The 17,097-nt window shown below is 52.2% G+C and carries 15 protein-coding genes; 3 read left to right on the plus strand and 12 right to left on the minus strand.

The annotated features are described in order from the left end of the window. Positions 1-10: 10 nt before the first annotated feature. The 12 genes from AACZ64_RS05340 to AACZ64_RS05395 all read right to left on the minus strand — a co-directional run bounded on the left by AACZ64_RS05340 (position 11) and on the right by AACZ64_RS05395 (position 12,500). Positions 11-412, minus strand: coding sequence for a type IV pilin protein (locus tag AACZ64_RS05340; protein WP_293614148.1), 402 nt, complete (start codon positions 410-412; stop codon positions 11-13). Then, complete coding sequence (locus AACZ64_RS05345; RefSeq protein ID WP_293614147.1) at positions 412-3,786, minus strand: PilC/PilY family type IV pilus protein; 3,375 nt, start codon at positions 3,784-3,786, stop codon at positions 412-414. Before AACZ64_RS05345 ends, AACZ64_RS05340 begins: the two co-directional genes overlap by 1 nt. Further along, a complete protein-coding gene (locus AACZ64_RS05350; RefSeq protein ID WP_293614146.1) occupies positions 3,783-4,163 on the minus strand; it encodes a hypothetical protein in 381 nt (126 codons plus the stop codon). Before AACZ64_RS05350 ends, AACZ64_RS05345 begins: the two co-directional genes overlap by 4 nt. A gap of 21 nt (positions 4,164-4,184) precedes the next feature. Beyond that, positions 4,185-4,700, minus strand: a complete 516-nt coding sequence (locus AACZ64_RS05355) for a pilus assembly PilX N-terminal domain-containing protein (RefSeq protein ID WP_293614145.1) — start codon at positions 4,698-4,700, stop codon at positions 4,185-4,187. A gap of 12 nt (positions 4,701-4,712) precedes the next feature. After that, complete coding sequence (locus tag AACZ64_RS05360) at positions 4,713-5,480, minus strand: PilW family protein (RefSeq protein WP_293614144.1); 768 nt, start codon at positions 5,478-5,480, stop codon at positions 4,713-4,715. Beyond that, positions 5,477-6,028 carry a type IV pilus modification protein PilV gene (gene pilV / locus AACZ64_RS05365; RefSeq protein WP_293614143.1) on the minus strand — a complete coding sequence of 184 codons (552 nt, stop codon included), beginning with the start codon at positions 6,026-6,028 and terminating at the stop codon, positions 5,477-5,479. Before pilV ends, AACZ64_RS05360 begins: the two co-directional genes overlap by 4 nt. Further along, the gene (locus AACZ64_RS05370; RefSeq protein ID WP_339639752.1) at positions 6,025-6,591 is read right to left on the minus strand and encodes a GspH/FimT family protein; all 567 of its coding nucleotides are present in this window, start codon (positions 6,589-6,591) and stop codon (positions 6,025-6,027) included. The genes pilV and AACZ64_RS05370 overlap by 4 nt, the downstream gene beginning before the upstream one ends. Before the next feature lie 138 nt (positions 6,592-6,729). Then, on the minus strand, positions 6,730-7,236 hold the full coding sequence (locus AACZ64_RS05375; protein ID WP_339639753.1) for a GspH/FimT family pseudopilin: 507 nt from the start codon (positions 7,234-7,236) through the stop codon (positions 6,730-6,732). Between the two features lie 142 nt (positions 7,237-7,378). Further along, positions 7,379-8,728 carry a sigma-54 dependent transcriptional regulator gene (locus tag AACZ64_RS05380; protein WP_293614140.1) on the minus strand — a complete coding sequence of 450 codons (1,350 nt, stop codon included), beginning with the start codon at positions 8,726-8,728 and terminating at the stop codon, positions 7,379-7,381. Further along, a complete protein-coding gene (locus AACZ64_RS05385; RefSeq protein ID WP_293614139.1) occupies positions 8,725-10,353 on the minus strand; it encodes an ATP-binding protein in 1,629 nt (542 codons plus the stop codon). Before AACZ64_RS05385 ends, AACZ64_RS05380 begins: the two co-directional genes overlap by 4 nt. A 120-nt stretch (positions 10,354-10,473) precedes the next feature. Further along, complete coding sequence (gene nadE, locus AACZ64_RS05390; RefSeq protein ID WP_036859806.1) at positions 10,474-11,319, minus strand: ammonia-dependent NAD(+) synthetase; 846 nt, start codon at positions 11,317-11,319, stop codon at positions 10,474-10,476. 197 nt (positions 11,320-11,516) lie between these two features. Beyond that, on the minus strand, positions 11,517-12,500 hold the full coding sequence (locus AACZ64_RS05395) for an outer membrane protein assembly factor BamD (protein WP_293614138.1): 984 nt from the start codon (positions 12,498-12,500) through the stop codon (positions 11,517-11,519). A gap of 108 nt (positions 12,501-12,608) precedes the next feature. Between AACZ64_RS05395 and rluD the strand changes: the two genes are divergently transcribed. The 3 genes from rluD (at position 12,609) to clpB (ending at position 17,059) form a co-directional block, all read left to right on the plus strand. After that, on the plus strand, positions 12,609-13,568 hold the full coding sequence (gene rluD, locus AACZ64_RS05400; RefSeq protein ID WP_293614137.1) for a 23S rRNA pseudouridine(1911/1915/1917) synthase RluD: 960 nt from the start codon (positions 12,609-12,611) through the stop codon (positions 13,566-13,568). A gap of 8 nt (positions 13,569-13,576) precedes the next feature. Next, the gene (pgeF, locus tag AACZ64_RS05405) at positions 13,577-14,323 is read left to right on the plus strand and encodes a peptidoglycan editing factor PgeF (RefSeq protein WP_293614136.1); all 747 of its coding nucleotides are present in this window, start codon (positions 13,577-13,579) and stop codon (positions 14,321-14,323) included. Between the two features lie 72 nt (positions 14,324-14,395). Next, positions 14,396-17,059: an ATP-dependent chaperone ClpB gene (gene clpB / locus AACZ64_RS05410; RefSeq protein ID WP_293614135.1), complete on the plus strand. Its 2,664-nt coding sequence runs from the start codon at positions 14,396-14,398 to the stop codon at positions 17,057-17,059. Positions 17,060-17,097 lie beyond the last annotated feature (38 nt).

The following is a 17,097-nucleotide window of genomic DNA, read 5'->3' on the forward strand; positions in this document are numbered from 1 at the left end:
AAAACCAGAGCTAGTCCTCCCAGTTGCCGGTTTTTTCCCCTCGGCTACTGAGTCCCAGGTTACCCTCCACAGCCTGGCTTCCCTGTGCCGTCGCCACGACGTTAATGCACTCATCTATTGGCAGTCCCCCTGCGCAAGCTGCGGCGCTGATCTGGTAATGCCCGTTTTCAGAGGGAAGGTTGGTTGCCACCGCCATGCCTAGATCGGTCAGATCCGTGGTATAGGTCAGGTTGTTGATAAAATGACGCTCCTGGGCCTGCATCACCTTGTTAATCAGGGCAATGCCCTCGGTGCGGCGAGTTTCCCTGACAGTCTCCATATAAGACGGGTACGCAACCATCGCCAGCAATGCGATGATTGCCACCACAATCATGAGCTCAATTAAACTGAATCCCTCGATACGCTGTTTCACTATTGATTTTCCCGCCAATAGGTTCTGTAGAGTCCGGGGGTCTTGTCCAGACAGTCTTCACCCTCACAGTCTGGATCGGTAACTTTTTCCGTTCCCACATAGTATTCTATTGAGGTTTTACCATCTTCATCTGGCACAAACAGTGCGACGACTTCCGGTGGGTTACCCGGTTGCTTCAGGTTGATGTACTGGCTGGACAGTACGGTTTTGCCCGTGACAAAGTTCATGGCATAGAGTCGTCCACCTCCGAGGTAACCGGCTCCACAGGTGGTGTCAACCTCTCCGGTGCCTTCCGGGAGATAAGAGGTGTATATAGATGTGCCATCGATCGTCAGTGCCGGTCGCATGAACTTCTCACCCGTGTCGATGGCATCTTTGTAGAACCCGTTGGGTGCATTTGTCTGGGGATCGGCAGGGTCACTGTCGGGGCTGGTCATGTCCAACAAATCATCGTTATCTATGCTGTTGTATACAACGTCGCCATCTTCGTCTTTGGGCGGCCCGTACACACTGTATTCAAAGAGTGAGTACAGTCTATCGTCTATCGCAGTATTTTTTGGGTGTGCCATATAGCCACTGCCAAAAGTCAGTACAAAGAAGGGTGCACGACCTTTTTTCTGCGACAGGGACACAGTGGGCCCAATGTAAAAACGGCGGAATTCTCCAGCTTCGGCAAGGTTGGCAATTTTGCCGCCCTGGGCGAGGTTGTTTGCCGAGGTGGTGGCGTTATTAAGATCAATACGCCATACACTGCCTTGTATATCAACGCCAAAGATGATGTCGTCAATGCCGTCGCCATTCATGTCAGCCATGGTCAGATCGCCGGGGATGCTGTTGCTCATCGGCAGATCCAGATTGTGAATATCCTCGCTGGTGTCGTTATTACCGGCGGACCAGAGTTTCTGGCCGGTCAGGGCATCTACCATATAAATAGCAGCTCCCATGTCCCCCGTTGTCGGGGTAGTTGCCACATCGTGTGCTGTGTCATAGCCGCCACCGAAAACAAGCACGTCTCTGGTGGTGCAATTTTCGCCGTCCCCGTCACAACTCCAGTTTATGCGGCCACGCACTGGTTTTGACCAGGTTTGTCCCAGATCGCGAAAACCGGCACTGCCACCAAAAATGGTCCACATGAGTTTCGGATTGTTGGTGTTGGTAACGTCCATGGCATAGTAGTTATCACCGCCGCGACGCATGCCAAAGTAGCTGTACACGTGGTCGCCATCTGAAGCATCAATGGTAATGTCATCGTCATCAGGGTTTTCTTCGCGCCAGATTGTCATGGGACCATCGAGGCCATAGATTTTCGAGGCGTCGGGATCGTTAATGTAAGTGGCATGCTGTGTCTGCAGTTGATCCTGGGGAACGAAGGCGAACAGTTCTTCACCATTGCTGGTGTCGATGGCACGGAATGTGCCATCGTTGGAGGTGAAAAACAGCACATCTTCCGTGGTGTTTTCTTCAGAGTTCCCGGAGTAGGTGACCACTACCGGGCGGTTGTGGAGAGCATCAGCCATAAAATGCGATGCATCTGATGTGTTGCCGTTGTCATTATCATCGTTGACATCGACGCCGAGTATCCATTTTATGAGCTTGTCGCGCGCAGCCTGACTGGCATCATCACTTAAACCATAGAGCTCATTGGTAATGGTATCGTTGTCGAGAGCGATAATATTTTCTGCACTGTTAAGAACAATATTGTTGGTGCTGGCATCTCCCGAGACGGTGTAAACAAGCCGGCTATTGGTGAGCTTGTTGGCGGCCCCACCTTTTTTAACTGCGTTGCCGTCGGTGTTCTGACTCCAGTAGCTGATCGCGTTGGAATGAAAGTAGCCAGTATCCGGGTTGATCGCAATGGCGTCGTCTGAGCCGACAATATCGCCGTCTGTGTTGATTCTGTATTTCTTGATATTGCCGTACCAACGAGGATAAATATTTGGCTCAAAAATGGCAAAATAGAGTGAATTCTGATGCTGGAGCCGGTTGAAGGCGTTCACTGACACTGCAGGTGCAGTGAAGGTCGTGGATGTTGAAAGAATATCCAGAATGATTTGGTTAAATGCCGTCTTTAGCTGCTCGGAAGAGCTGGCCGTCAGATACTGTCCTTGCCCTTTTTCCGCCGTTGTCTTGAGCAACTCCATTTCGTAGCCAAAATCGAAGGCGATGGTATAGGTTCTGACACTTTGTGTACCGTCCAGCGTCTCGTTGTAGTCATGGTTGGCCATATACTCGGCCATTTCATCGAGACAGGTGCGGTTCGATGTGGAGGCACCGTCCGAGTGGGAGCAGCTATTGCCGGTCATGTTCGAGATGGTGTTGTCCCTGCCATTGTCATAATAGGGTTCGCCGTCGGTGAGCAGCACCACATAGTTGCTCTGGCAGGAGCTTTCGCCGATGGGGGAGTTGTAATAGCCGCTGGTAACTGCAGCGGGGTCGCGGTTTGAGGCAGTCCCGTAATCGACCGAATCGCCCTTAAAGTACCGGTGGGCTTCCCACAGGGTTTCAGTCAATGGGGTCCAGTCAGAGGCGGGAATATTGTTGATTTTATTGATAATGGCGTCGCGGTCATCTTCAATATCTGAAAAATGATGCAGTACGTAACCGCCCTGGCTGTAATTAAAGCGCATCAGGCCAAAATTCAGACCGGTAAAGTTGCTGACCAGGTCGGTGCCCGCCTCTTTCATGATGTCGAGTTTCCTGCGATATTCAGAAGGGTTGGCTTGCAGGTACTCGTGATAATTGGCTGAGACGTAGAGTCTGCGATCGGTAATGCCGTTCTGGTTCCAGTTGATCTGGTTGCTGGTGGAGTAGGGGCCGTTATTGCCGTCTCTGGCATAGCGATCAGAGGAGCTGCTGTCGATGCCGTGTACCCCGGCATCATCCCGGCACTCTACGGTTTTGTTTGAATTGGTTACATCGCGCCAGTAGTTCACCGAAATGGTTTCACAGGTCCTCCACCACCACCACCCCGTACATTGTTCTACAGTGCTCTCGTGCCATTCGGCAACCCGTTTTCCCGCATAAACCGGAAGGTCGGGTGAATCCGCCATGTGGTCTGTCATGGCTTTACAGCTGTTTCTGGCGGGGTCTATGCTGACGTTGCGGTAGCTATAGTCTTCGTTATGCACGTATATCGTGCCGTCACCCAGACCGCCGTAGTCATGGTCGGGATCGTAGGGTGGTTGGGTGAGAATTTCGTCATCCATACTGCCGGAGGAGTCAAAAATAAACAGCACGTTGGGCTGGAATTCTTCGGTCTCGGATAAAATTTCTTCGCTGAAGAATATTTCTATATCGTCTGCCAGCAGTTGGTTGGAAACAGAGATACCGGCAAGTAGCGGCAGGCCAAAGAGAATAAATTTGGTAAGTTTCATTCTGCTATCCTCTCTCTGGGAATAATTTTGATTTTTACCACCTGGTTGTCTTCTTTGCGGTAGGTGAAACTGGCGTGGTAGCCGCTCCAGGTCTGTAGTTCACTAATGGGGCGCTCTGCACCAAACGCGTTAATGAAGGTTGTTGTGCTGTCGAATGTGTATGGTTGCGGCTCGCAATCGATTGAGCATTGGACCGGTGAAGCTATCACTGTGCCCATCCCCTGAACGCCGTCAGTGGTTTTGATCTCAATTTTGGCTATCTCGATAGTACGAACGATCTCCACCATGATTGGCCCGAAGGCCAGTGCCGTGTTGGCGGTAAGCAGCATGCCAAAGACTGCACCGATCAAGGGTAAAAAATAGTTTTTAATGTCCATAGCGATAGACCTTTTTTCGGGTTATTTGGGCACAAGTCGCTTGATGCCGCTCGTCTGACTGGAGCCAACACCGGTGTTATCAAGTTCGACAATGCTGTTAAGTTCAAAACAAAATTCTTGAAAGGGACTACCACTACCAATCATGGAGCCGGTAGCTTGTCCCGACCCACAGGGAGCCAGATAAACAACGGTTACCTCTTGAGAAAAAGGGTTATTGGCCGATGTCTGGGTTAAATCAGCCGCAGGGATTGTTACCGGTCCAGAGAACTGGGCCTCATTGAGAATGTCCTCTCTGTTTTCATCAACCATTTTTCGATATTGACCATTCAGTTCACTCAGTGCTGTGTTGAAGGCGTTTAAACGTAACTGGCTGTTGCGAACCATGTTCGATTGAAAGCTGATATCGGTGGTGGTTCCTATACCAATAATCGTCAATATAGTGAGCATCACCAGACAGACGATCAGTACTGCGCCGCCCTGTTTGCGATCGGGAGCAGGGGTGTTACTTTTTATAGTCGCTGCATTATTTTTCTGCATTATTTCTCTGCTTTATTTGCCTGGATCGGCGTAGATCACGTTGTTTAAAGTGATGGTGGTGCTGTATACCTGCCGCTCGTGTTTGTCGGTCAGGGAGAAAGGGCCGGCATCCAGCAGTGTAAAGGTGCGTGTTTCGAGGTTTCCGGAACCGATTTCCTGGCCATTGTTAACCAGCACGGCAACACGAACAGCAGTCACGTCTGCCCAGTCAGTGACATCGTCGGCGGAAACGTAGGAAAAGCTGTCGCCAACGGGTAATTCCACGCGGTAGAGAATCTGTAGACTCTCTACGCCATCGACCAGGGGTTGGCCAACGCCAATCCAGCTGTTGCTCTCGAGGTTAAATCCGCGACAGTTGAGAGCACTGATCCCGTCGACGGTATCCACGTAAAAGACATTGGCGATTATGTCATCCGGACCGACAGTGTTGTCAGCGCAGTCGCGGTCATTCTCCGGGTTGAAAACAGCCGCAATCTGGTCGCCGGCAAGCCCGGTGGTGTCTTCAGTGCAGGCGTCTGCGCAGATTTCGGTGAGAAACGTCCGGTTTTCCACGTCTACATCGTTGGTCTGATAAGAGGCTTTGCTGATTTCGCGGCTCAGGAAATCCAGCGCAAACCGGCCATTTTCCTGAATTCTGGACTGGCTATCGGTGGTGTCGTAGAGCTGCTGGGAGGCGAGCATCATCTGCAGGGCTCCAACCGTAAGCAGCAGGCCCAGCGCCATGGCTACCAGCAGCTCTACCATGGAAAGGCCGTATTGTCGGGTTCTATCAGCGCTCATGGTCTGAATACCTGAATAAACTGCTGCCTGATTAAAGCCTCTCGAGCATCCTCGTCATCGGTCATATCCTGCGTGTCATCCGCCACGGCTTTTGAGCTCCATTGCAGTGTTAATTGATAGTCGGATTCTGGGGGACAACCGGCATCTACACAGGATATGGACGCAGTAAGATTCAATGGTGAACTGCCACTGCTGCAAAAGGTTTCCCATATATCAAATGTGGCCATTTGCGTGGCGTCACAGCCCTCGGCGTCCGAGTCGGTATCGGCACAATAGGGGTCTGGCTCACTGTCGCAGTCGGCAGTGAAGTCAGTGATCGAGTAATCGTCGTCTTCCCTGCCTGCTTTATTGGCTTGAATGCGGGCGACAAGTTCCTGTGCGGCCCATACGGCCTGGCTGCGTTGTGAGGAGTCAAAATTTTCTTTAATTGCCTGATATTGTAACGATGCAATACCCTGCAGGCCGATACTGAATACCAATAATGCTATAAGCACCTCGATGAGGGAGGCACCGGAGTGGGATTTATTGTCATTAGGCCTTTTTTTCATAATGTGCACGATGGTAACGGGTTGGTTTTGGTTCCCTTCAAAATACTCGTTCTTCCTACCAGATTGACAGTAATAGAGCTGCCGCCTTCCTCCTCCGTGCTGTCACAGAGGACTATTTCCACAGGATTATTGCCTTCGTTGAGCAGTCCACCACTGGTGAAACTTATGTAAGCAGCGGCATTGGTGCTGGTGCTGGCTGTGATTCCACCCATGGAGAATTCCAGGTCTTTGATCAGGGTGTCATTTGCTGCCGAGTAGGCCGTGTTGCCACCAACGTCGGTATCGGTATACATCGTCAGTCCTTCAGTCCAGCCCCCGGCTTTGGGGGCGAGGGTGATGACACTCTGGCGGCTGACGGCCTCATTCCGAGCCTGTTTCAATATTCCCGCCAAATTCATGGTAGCTGTGTCCATGCGTGTACTGATGACCCAATTGTTAAAACTGGGAATGCCTACCCCAAGAAGCACTACCAGAACCACCAATGTGACCATTAGCTCTATCAGTGTAAATCCTCTTTGGTCCCGAGCATTTTTCACGTACACGTCGCCTTCATCGTTTGCCATATGGCTGTTATAGAAAACACTGACACCCATCATCAATATGATTGTGTTGTTGACAGTAGGTCAATGCCTTGCTGACAAGCGGTTTTATCAGTTAGATCGACGGTTGAGCGGGGCGATTTTTTAGAAATAACCGGTTATTCAGCAATCGGGTTGTCTTATTCGGACTCTGCCTGTTTTCGCCACAGAAGCTGCAAATTGATAGGGGTTTTCTGTCTTATCCGGGCAGTAATGAAATGTACCATTCAGCGAGTTAGTGAGCCCCAAAGGGTTAAACTGGAGATACGATTTTTTTCTGAATGAGCGCCAGCTTAAAAATCGGGCAGCGTCATCCAGCACAATATATTTCACAATTTGGTCCTCACTGTCCACTGAGCCATTGCGGTTATTGTCGACAAAAACCAACAAGTTCGGGCCCCATTCTGTTGTGCAGTTGTCGAGACCCGGGCAGAGCGTGATGGTTTTCTGCATACTGACCGATTGGGCGCGAGAAAACTGAATGCTATGAATAAGTGAGTACTGCAGGGTGGTTGATTGTTGATACTGTATCCAGAGGGACATCGCCGGGATGCCCGCTATCAGTAATACACTTAATAAAGCGGAGATGATCAATAACTCCAATAGAGTAAATCCATTTACCCGTGACATTTGAAAATCCTTTTCCTGTATCGCCTTCACTCATTCCTTTGAGTGCCAAAACTTACACTGGACTATAGTGGCAAAATGGATTTTTATGCAATGCTCTCCTCTGTTTGAAATTGAACCCTTTCTGATGTTGCTTTGTTCGGTTTTAGTCGAGGTCAAATTTCTGCAACTTATAGCGCATCTGGCGGAAACTGATACCCAGCTCACGAGCGGTGGCCGTCTTGTTCCAGCGATTTTTTTCGAGGGCTTTCAGTAGCAGTTCTTTCTCAATGGAACCCAGGTAGTCATCGATTGAACCAAAACTGCTGACATCTGACTCGGAACCCTTTCCGGGAGCGAAAGCAACGGTTGAATGGTTGGGGAGCTGCAGGTCTCTGGCGGTAATCGTTGAACCATTGCAGAGCGTGAATGCTCTTTCGAGGATATTTTCCAGTTCCCTTACATTGCCTGGAAACGTATGTTGCCTGATCGCCGCCATCGCATCGTCTGACAGGATTGGAGGTTTTGTCCCGGCTTCCCGGGAAAAGCATTGCAGAAAGTGTTCTGACAGCTGCGGAATATCTTCCGGGCGGTCCCTTAGCGGTGGGACTTGCAGCTCAATAACATTGATGCGGTAATACAGATCCTGGCGGAAGCGGTTGTTCTGTACCTCCCGCCCCAGGTCTTTGTGAGTGGCGCTGAGTATGCGGACATCCACTGCCACTTCCTCTTCTGCGCCTACCGGGCGAATACTTTTTTCCTGGATTGCCCTCAGCAGTTTGACCTGCATTGGCAGCGGCAGATCGGCCACTTCATCCAATAACAACGTACCGCCATTGGCTGCTTGAAACAGTCCCTGTTTGTCCTGATGAGCACCAGTGAAGCTGCCTTTTTTATGACCGAAGAATTCACTTTCCATCAATTCAGAGGGAATGGCGCCGCAGTTCACCGGAATAAACGGGCCATTGGCCCTTGCACCGAGAAAATGAATTGCTCTGGCCACCAATTCTTTCCCGCTGCCGGATTCACCACTGATAAAGATGGGAGCCTGGCTGCGTGCTACACGTCGAATCTGTTGTTTAAGTATTTCTATAGCGGACGATTCACCGAGCAATACGGTTTCAGGTATGGCCGGATTTGGAACCTCCTTTTTTAATTGCAGTGCAGATTGGACAAGGTTGCGCAACCGCATCAATTGCAACGGCTTGGAGATAAAATCAAAGGCTCCCTTTTTCAGGGCATCGACAGCGATTTCCATATTGCCATAGGCGGTGATCATGGCAACTGGCAAATGTGGCACCGTGGCCTGTATATGGTCGACAAGTTCGAGTCCGTTGCCATCGGGCATTTTCATGTCTGTGAGGCAGAGGTCAAACTCTTCACTCTCGAGCAGTTTTCTCGCTTTGGTCAGCTTGGCTGCAGTGACGACTTCCAGACCCATTTGCTCAAGTGTAATGGTCAGAAGCTCTCTGATGTCAGGTTCGTCATCTACCACCAGTACGCGTTTTTTCATCATGATTGAGGTCTCGGTAATACCCGGTCTGGATGCGAAAACCCAATCCGGAAGTGTCTGTCTTCTGACTCCTCTCCAAAATAATTGAGTGAAGCATAATTGACGCAGCAAAGCTCTTTGGCCAGATAGAGCCCCAAGCCCGAACCTTCATGGGATGTCGTGAAAAATGGCTCAAAAATGGCGTTTTGATCTTCGAAGGGAACGCCTGGGCCGCGATCAAATACGTCTAAAAAGGGCAATTCTGAACCCGTATCCCTGCAAACCACGAGTCTGACCCAGCGCTCTCCTGTGGCCTGTTCACTATAACGCAGGCCATTATCCACGAGGTTGGTCAGTATTTGAGACAGGTGGCCCGGGTCAAAGAAAATCTGGATATCCTTGTTCAGGGTCTCGATTTCTATGATGCAGGGAGTTCTCTGAGTGTCCATGTATTCGTTACGGAATTTTTTTAGCCATTGCCGGAGCCAGATTTTTTGAAATGCCGGGATTTTTTGTCGCGATAGTTGCAGTACGTTTTCAACAATCTGGTTTACCCGGAGACAATGACGCTGAACGATATCCAGTAGCTTGGCCTGGCTGTTGTCGGTGGCCTGCTCTGCGAGCAGTTGCGAGGCGTGGCTGATGGCCCCGAGCGGGTTACGAATTTCGTGAGCAATACTGCCGGTCAATCGACCGAGGGAAGCGAGTTTCAATTGCTGGGCATGTTGTGAGAGGGAGCGTGTATCCTCGAGAAAAATAAGGGTTTGCTTATCTTCTCCCTGGTGGAGAGAGGTGAAGTTAGCCTGGATTTCTATCGACGAGGTAGATGTTTTAAAGGTGGGAGTTCGAAGCCAACGATAGGTCTTCCAGCGATCAAGCTGCTGGTAGAGAGGCATGACCAGGCTGAGTGGCTGGCCAGCACCCAGTGGCTTTCCTGGCTGTTGTCCGCCAAGCAGTTGAATGGCGGCACTGTTGATCAGTGTGATGTTGTCCTGCCTGTCGACCACCACGATGCCGGTCCGCATCCGTTTGACAATGGATTCATTGAGTTGCTGCAGCTGTTCGCTTTCAATGGCTTTCTCCGCCGCGATTGTCTGGGCGAGGCGGATTCTCTGGGTTAATACCTGGAACAGCAGAGCCGTGGCAAACAACAGTATGCCGAGAATGCCTGCAGGGAAAATGGATTCTTTGCTTTGGCCAAGAATCATGCTCGTCGAAAGCGTTTCCAGCATCACGCAGATACTGGCCGTTGCCGCCAGTAGTAACGCCAGTTGGCCGGCGACCAGAATACTGCCTGCCGCAACGGTGGCGAGCATCAGAAAACCCAGACCGCTTTCCAGTCCGCCACTGGCATGCATCATCAGCGTGATCGCCACCATGTCGGTCAACAGCATGAAAAACAACATCTGGATGCCGGGTGTGGCTCGATAAACCTTCAGCGAGATCAGTGACAGCAGGCACAGCACGGTATAGATGCTGACTGTCCCCAAAAAGAGCTGTGGCATCTCTGCGCCCAGGATTCGGGTCGCGACGCCTGTCAGGTACATCGTGAGTAAGGCGCTGGACAAAATGACCCGGTAATAACCGTATACCTTGAGCAGGCTGTCCGGTGCCGGTGGGGCAGTCACTTTGCCGATATTGAGTTGCATAAGGATCGGGGGCCTGGTCGGATTGAGTCAGAGTCTATCTGAAAAAGGGGTATCGATTCATGAACAGTACCGCTATTTTCCAATCAGGTGGTTGTGTTGTCAGGACCGTGCGGGCAAAAGCTACTGGTCGTAGATAGTTGGAATGGGATCTCGCTTGTGCCGGGTATTGTGATAGATCTCGATAATGCAGTTGGCCACCTCGTCGCTGACAGGCTTGGCTTCCAGAAAATCATCCAGCTCATCGTAGCTAATGCCGAGTGCGTGCTCGTCGGCTCTCTGTGGAGCGAGGCATTCCAGATCAGCTGTGGGTGTTTTTTCAATGAGGCGTTCAGGCGCGCCGAGAAAAGCAGCGATTTGTTTGACCTGCCGTTTGCTTAGGCCGAACAGTGGTGCCAGGTCACAGGCACCATCCCCCCATTTGGTATAAAAGCCTGTGACGTTCTCAGCCGAGTGGTCTGTGCCGAGCACCAGCCCACCCAGCAAGCCTGCGACCTGATATTGGACGATCATACGTGTGCGAGCTTTGGTGTTGCCTTTGGTAAAGTCGGTCTGGCCCGGAGAGGCGGTCAGAAGCTGCCCGTTGTTCAGCGCAGCAAGCACTGCTTCATGGATGGCTTCCACGCCGGGCTTGATATTGACGACCAGGCACTCACTGGGCTGAATGAACTCAATAGCCTGTTGGGCCTCATGTTCATCAGCCTGAATGCCGAAGGGCAATCGAACAGCAACAAAGCGATAAAGCGGCTCGCCCTGTTCCTGATTCAGTTGTTCAACGGCCAGCTGTGCCAGCCGCCCGCAGGTTGTTGAATCAATGCCACCACTGATGCCCAGCACCAGGTTGTGCAAGTTAGCACTGGTCAGGATCGACTTGATAAAATCAACACGCCTGGTGATCTCGTAGGCCGGATCAATGCTGGGCAGGACTTTCATTTCCTGCAAAATATGTTTTGCGTCTGGTGTTTGCATCGTTATTTTCTCCGAATAAGGTTGGCTATTTCTGAGCGAACTCTACAAGCATAGACGGGTAATAAAGAATAACGGATTTTCGAAACAGGTTGGAATACGATATTTTGATTATCCTGGTTGAAAAGCCTGTCGGTAAAAAACAGATATAGGAGCTGTTGCTCCTTATCCGGTTGAAATTTTCTTATCGCTGGTTGCTATCAGTCGAGTACACCCAGTGTCAGCCAACTGAGCCAGGATCGTTTCTCTTCGCCCCGATTGTTGCCGCCCGACACATTGCGATAACGCTCATTGAAGACATGGCGGGAATCAAATCTGGGCGGATCCGGGTGGTCGTAGAGGCCGAGGGTCATTTTATTCAACCAGGTTGGTTCCATAAAATGGGGGTCGTCCTGGTACTGGAACTGGCCGCTGGCATCCAGAGCGGGATGCTGGGGGTAGTTGGCTGCCAGGAGGGCCGCTGCATCTGCTGCCAGGTCCTGCATCTGCATGAAATGATAGGCCTGCGCCATGACCGCCAGTCCGTCAGGTACTGCGGGCGTTTTCTGGAAATTTTCAACCACATAACGGCCGCGGTTGGCGGCAGCCAGATAGGCACCCCGTAGAAAATAGTAGTTGGCGACATGAATTTCATGCCGGGCGAGGATGTTGCGGAGGTAGACCATCCGCTTGCGGGCATCGGGCGCATAGGCGCTTTCCGGGAAGCGGTTGAGCAATTCATTGAACGTGACAAACGAGTTGCGCGCCGAACCTGGATCACGCTTGGTTTCATCGGTGGGAAGAAATTGTTCAAAAAACCCCTTGCTCTGAACAAAAGAGGCCAGACCTTTCAGGTAATAGGCATAATCCACGTTGGGGTGTTGGGGGTGCAGGCGGATAAAGCGGTCGGCGGAGGCGATGGTCGCCTCATAATCCTGAGACCTGAAGTAGGCATAAATCAGTTCCAGCTGGGCCTGTTCAGCGTAATCCCCGAATGGATACTGGGCTTCCAGGGCCTCCAGGTTTTCAATCGCCTGAAACCAGTAGCCTGACGCCAGTTCTTTCTGGATTTTTTCAAAAAAATCGGCCTCGGTATAACCGGAGGTATCTGTCTTATTGGAATCCTTGTCATCACCGCTTCCAAGCCAGGCACAGCCACTGGTCAGAAAAATCGAGCAAACAAACAATAGAGCGGGAAATCGCATGGAATGATTGAATCCTGGTGGGTCAACGGTGAAAGTGTTTTTATCGGCCGAAGTAAAGCCTGTAAGATGGCCTATTTAACCACAGCCCCGAGCGGATTCAAAACTTCAATGACTGAACCTGTTGTTCTTAATGCGACTGTTCCGGAGACCGTTGGCGGTGCCCGGCTCGACCAGATAGCTGCCGAATTGTTCAAGGGATTTTCCCGCTCCCGTCTACAGCGGTGGATCAAGGAGGGCGACCTGCTGGTTGATGGCAAGTCCTGCCGTTCCCGGGACAAGCTGTTTGGCGGCGAGCAGCTGACAGTCAAGGCAACATTGGAGCCGGAGGGTGAGTGGTCGGCGGAACCCATGACCCTGGACATCATTTATGAGGATGAGCATCTGCTGGTGATCAATAAACCGGCCGGGCTGGTTGTGCATCCCGCCGCCGGCAACTATCAGGGCACTCTGTTGAACGGGCTGATTCACCATCTGCCAGGCAATGAAAATATTCCTCGAGCCGGTATCGTGCATCGGTTGGATAAAGATACCACCGGTCTTATGGTAGTCGCGAAGACGCTTGCTGCACATCAATCGCTGATTCGACAGTTGCAGGATAGATCGGTGAGTCGTGAATATGAGGCGGTTGTGCCGGGTGTCATGACGGGCGGCGGAATGGTCAACAAGCCATTGGGTCGGCATCCACAGGTGAGAACCAGAATGGCTGTACTGGATCATGGCGGCAAAGAGGCCATTACCCATTACCGGGTGATTGAGCGCTTTGCCGGTCATACCCATATTCGCTTAAAGCTGGAAACCGGGCGGACGCATCAGATTCGGGTGCACATGGCCTCAATTGGTTATCCCCTGGTTGGCGATGCCACTTACGGTGGGCGTCTAAAGCTGCCGAAAGGGGCCTCCGACGAACTTCAGGATACATTGCGGACCTTCAAGCGGCAGGCATTACATGCGGCCAGGTTGGCCCTGATTCATCCGCAGACGGAAGCGTTGGTCGAATGGCAGGTAGAGGCTCCGGAAGACTTTATGCATCTGCTGGATGCACTTCGTTCCGATCATGAATCAGCCTGATTGATGCAATGTCCATCATCCTTCCCGATTGGCCCGCACCCCACTCTGTCAAGGCTGCTGTCAGCACGCGTCGAGGCGGTCTGTCTGCGGCTGCCTGGCGAAGCCTGAACCTGGCCTACCACGTGGGAGATAATGCCCAGTCTGTGGAGCAAAACTGGCAATTGCTGGGTTCGTTACTGCGGCTTCCGGTTGCGCCGCAATTGCTGGAACAGGTTCATGGTACCGATGTGGTCCATGCTCAGAGTGACGGCATTATTCGGCGCGCAGATGCCTGCTACAGTGACCAGCAGGCTGTGGTTTGTACCGTGATGACGGCTGATTGCTTGCCGATTCTGATCTGTGACAGGGCGGGTGGAGAGGTGGCCGCTGTTCATGCGGGTTGGCGCGGATTGGCTGGCGGTGTGGTAGCCAATGCCATTAGTCAATTTAAAAACCGTCCAGATCAGTTGCTGGCCTGGTTGGGTCCGGCCATCAGTCAACCCCACTTTGAAGTGGGCGAAGATGTCTATCGGGCTTTTCTGGCCAATACGCCAGGGTGGGGGCCTAGGCAACAGCTTGATGCCTGCTTTCTCCGAACCCGGACTGACCGCTGGCAGGCGGACATTTTTTCACTTGCCCGACTGGCGCTGTCGGCATCCGGTATCACGGCCATTTTTGGAGGCGGGCACTGCACCTTTGCCAACCCCGAGTTGTTCTATTCCTATCGCCGCGATGGACAGACCGGACGAATGGCCAGCCTGATCTGGATCAGTTAAACACCAACCTCTTCTTGAATTCCTCCTCCCAGCCCCAACTATATGTTCTGACAAACATTATTGAGGTTGATTATGCGATTTGACCGTTTTACCAGTCACTTGCAAAGTGCGATATCCGATGCGCAATCGATGGCCGTTGGCCGCGACAACACCGCGCTTGAGCCTGTTCATCTGGTGCTGGCGATGTTGAGCCAGCAGGGTGGTGCCATCGGGCCCATGCTCAGTCAGGCGGGCTTTGATCTCGCCGGGCTGAAAGCTGCGCTCACGCAGCAACTGGATCAGTTGCCCCGGGTCCAGACCCCGACGGGCGATATCGCTATTTCTCCTGAGCTGGGACGATTGTTCAACCTGGCGGATAAGCAGGCCCAGCAACAGGGCGATCAATATATTTCCAGCGAGGCAGTGCTGTTGGCGGCCTTCGAGGACAAAGGAGATTTGGGCAAGTCTCTGGCCAAATTTGGTGACAAGAACAAACTGCAAGCTGTGGTGGAAAAAATTCGTGGAGGTGAAGCAGTGACAGACCCGGAAGCTGAAGGCAGCCGTCAGGCATTGGAAAAATATACCATCGATCTGACTGCCCGTGCCGAGCAGGGCAAGCTGGACCCCGTAATTGGCCGGGATGACGAAATTCGCCGTACCATTCAGGTATTGCAGCGCCGTACCAAGAATAATCCGGTGCTGATCGGTGAGCCCGGTGTGGGTAAAACCGCCATTATTGAAGGTCTGGCGCAGCGGGTCGTGAATGGTGAAGTCCCTGAAGGGCTGAAGGACAAGCGCGTGCTGTCACTCGATCTGGGTGCACTGCTGGCTGGTGCCAAATTTCGCGGTGATTTTGAAGAGCGCCTCAAGGCGGTACTCAATGAACTTGGCAAGCAGGAGGGTCGGATCATCCTGTTTATCGATGAGTTGCACACCATGGTGGGTGCGGGTAAAGCCGAGGGTGCCATGGATGCCGGCAATATGCTCAAGCCCGCTCTGGCGCGGGGCGAACTGCACTGCGTCGGTGCCACCACGCTGGATGAGTATCGCAAGTACATTGAAAAAGATGCGGCGCTGGAACGGCGTTTTCAGAAAATTCAGGTGGATGAGCCCAATGAAGAGGACACCATTGCCATTCTCCGTGGCCTGAAAGAGCGCTATGAAGTCCACCACGGGGTGGATATCACCGACTCTGCGATTGTCGCCGCCGCCAAATTGTCGCAACGCTACATCACCGATCGCCAGCTACCGGACAAGGCCATCGATCTGGTTGATGAGGCCGCCAGCCGAATTCGCATGGAGATTGACTCCAAGCCAGAGGAAATGGATCGCCTCGAGCGCCGCCTGATTCAGCTGAAAATGGAGCGCGAGGCAGTCAAGAAGGAAGAGGATGAAGCATCCCGCAAGCGGCTGGAAAAAATCCAGAAGGATATTGAGTCAATCGGTAAGGAATATGCTGATCTCGACGAGATCTGGAAGGCCGAAAAAGCAGCTGTGCAGGGTTCCGCACAGATCAAGAGCGATCTCGAGCAGGCGCGCATTGATATGGATGCCGCACGGCGTGCCGGTGACCTGACCAAAATGTCAGAACTGCAATATGGCCGGATTCCGGAACTGGAAAAGCAGTTGGCTGCGGCCAGTGAAGCGGAGACCCGCGAAACCCATTTATTGCGCAACAAGGTGACCGAGGAGGAAATTGCCGAGGTGGTTTCCAAATGGACCGGTATCCCGGTATCGAAAATGCTGGAAGGGGAGAGGGACAAGCTGTTGCGTATGGAAGATGCGCTGCACAAACGGGTGATCGGTCAGCAGGAAGCCGTGGTGGCGGTGTCCAATGCGGTGCGCCGCAGTCGGGCCGGGTTGTCAGACCCCAATCGGCCCAACGGTTCGTTCCTGTTTCTTGGCCCCACCGGGGTGGGCAAAACCGAGCTTTGCAAGGCGTTGGCCGAATTCCTGTTCGACAGTGTCGATGCCATGGTGCGCATTGATATGTCGGAGTTTATGGAGAAGCATTCGGTAGCAAGACTGGTGGGTGCTCCCCCCGGTTATGTGGGTTACGAAGAAGGTGGTTACCTGACCGAGGCGGTCAGGCGTCGTCCCTATTCGGTGCTGCTACTGGATGAGGTTGAAAAAGCACACCCCGACGTATTCAATATTTTGTTACAGGTGTTGGATGACGGTCGACTGACCGATGGTCAGGGACGCACGGTGGATTTTCGCAACACCGTGATTGTAATGACTTCCAACTTGGGGTCTGACCGGATTCAGGCGGTGGTGGAAGATCGCTCTTTCGATACCATCAGCTTTGATGAAGGTGCTGGCACGGATCTGTCGGACGACTCCACCACCAATGAAAACCGCTATCAGGCGATGAAAAATGCAGTGATGGATGTGGTGGAAGGCCATTTTAGGCCAGAATTTATCAACCGGATTGATGAAGTGGTGGTGTTTCACCCGCTGGGCAAAGGGCAGATTCGGGGTATTGCCGAAATTCAGCTCGGCCTCCTTAGAAAACGCCTACAGGATCGTGAGCTGTCGCTGGTTTTGTCGGATGAGGTGATGGACAAGATCTGTGAGGCGGGTTTTGACCCGGTCTACGGGGCCAGACCATTGAAAAGGGCGATACAACAATTACTGGAAAATCCTTTGGCGCAATCAGTACTGAGTGGCCAGTTTTCACCAGGGGATGAGATTACTGGGGACCTTGATGGGAGCGATGTCAGGTTTCACCGGACTCAGGGCCGTTCATCCGACTGAGGGTTTCCTGTTGTCTACAGGTCATCATGGATAATCTG

Source organism: uncultured Porticoccus sp., from assembly GCF_963975625.1.
Classification (GTDB): domain Bacteria; phylum Pseudomonadota; class Gammaproteobacteria; order Pseudomonadales; family Porticoccaceae; genus Porticoccus.

Bases quoted from the DNA above. Each gene is read 5' to 3' on its own strand.
- AACZ64_RS05370 (WP_339639752.1), bottom strand. From the start codon at position 6,591: ATGGCAAACGATGAAGGCGACGTGTACGTGAAAAATGCTCGGGACCAA.
- rluD (WP_293614137.1), top strand. From the start codon at position 12,609: ATGACTGAACCTGTTGTTCTTAATGCGACTGTTCCGGAGACCGTTGGC.
- AACZ64_RS05360 (WP_293614144.1), bottom strand. From the start codon at position 5,480: ATGAGCGCTGATAGAACCCGACAATACGGCCTTTCCATGGTAGAGCTG.
- clpB (WP_293614135.1), top strand. From the start codon at position 14,396: ATGCGATTTGACCGTTTTACCAGTCACTTGCAAAGTGCGATATCCGAT.
- AACZ64_RS05380 (WP_293614140.1), bottom strand. From the start codon at position 8,728: ATGATGAAAAAACGCGTACTGGTGGTAGATGACGAACCTGACATCAGA.
- AACZ64_RS05345 (WP_293614147.1), bottom strand. From the start codon at position 3,786: ATGAAACTTACCAAATTTATTCTCTTTGGCCTGCCGCTACTTGCCGGT.
- AACZ64_RS05355 (WP_293614145.1), bottom strand. From the start codon at position 4,700: ATGCAGAAAAATAATGCAGCGACTATAAAAAGTAACACCCCTGCTCCC.
- AACZ64_RS05395 (WP_293614138.1), bottom strand. From the start codon at position 12,500: ATGCGATTTCCCGCTCTATTGTTTGTTTGCTCGATTTTTCTGACCAGT.
- AACZ64_RS05385 (WP_293614139.1), bottom strand. From the start codon at position 10,353: ATGCAACTCAATATCGGCAAAGTGACTGCCCCACCGGCACCGGACAGC.
- AACZ64_RS05375 (WP_339639753.1), bottom strand. From the start codon at position 7,236: ATGTCACGGGTAAATGGATTTACTCTATTGGAGTTATTGATCATCTCC.
- nadE (WP_036859806.1), bottom strand. From the start codon at position 11,319: ATGCAAACACCAGACGCAAAACATATTTTGCAGGAAATGAAAGTCCTG.
- pilV (WP_293614143.1), bottom strand. From the start codon at position 6,028: ATGAAAAAAAGGCCTAATGACAATAAATCCCACTCCGGTGCCTCCCTC.
- pgeF (WP_293614136.1), top strand. From the start codon at position 13,577: ATGTCCATCATCCTTCCCGATTGGCCCGCACCCCACTCTGTCAAGGCT.
- AACZ64_RS05350 (WP_293614146.1), bottom strand. From the start codon at position 4,163: ATGGACATTAAAAACTATTTTTTACCCTTGATCGGTGCAGTCTTTGGC.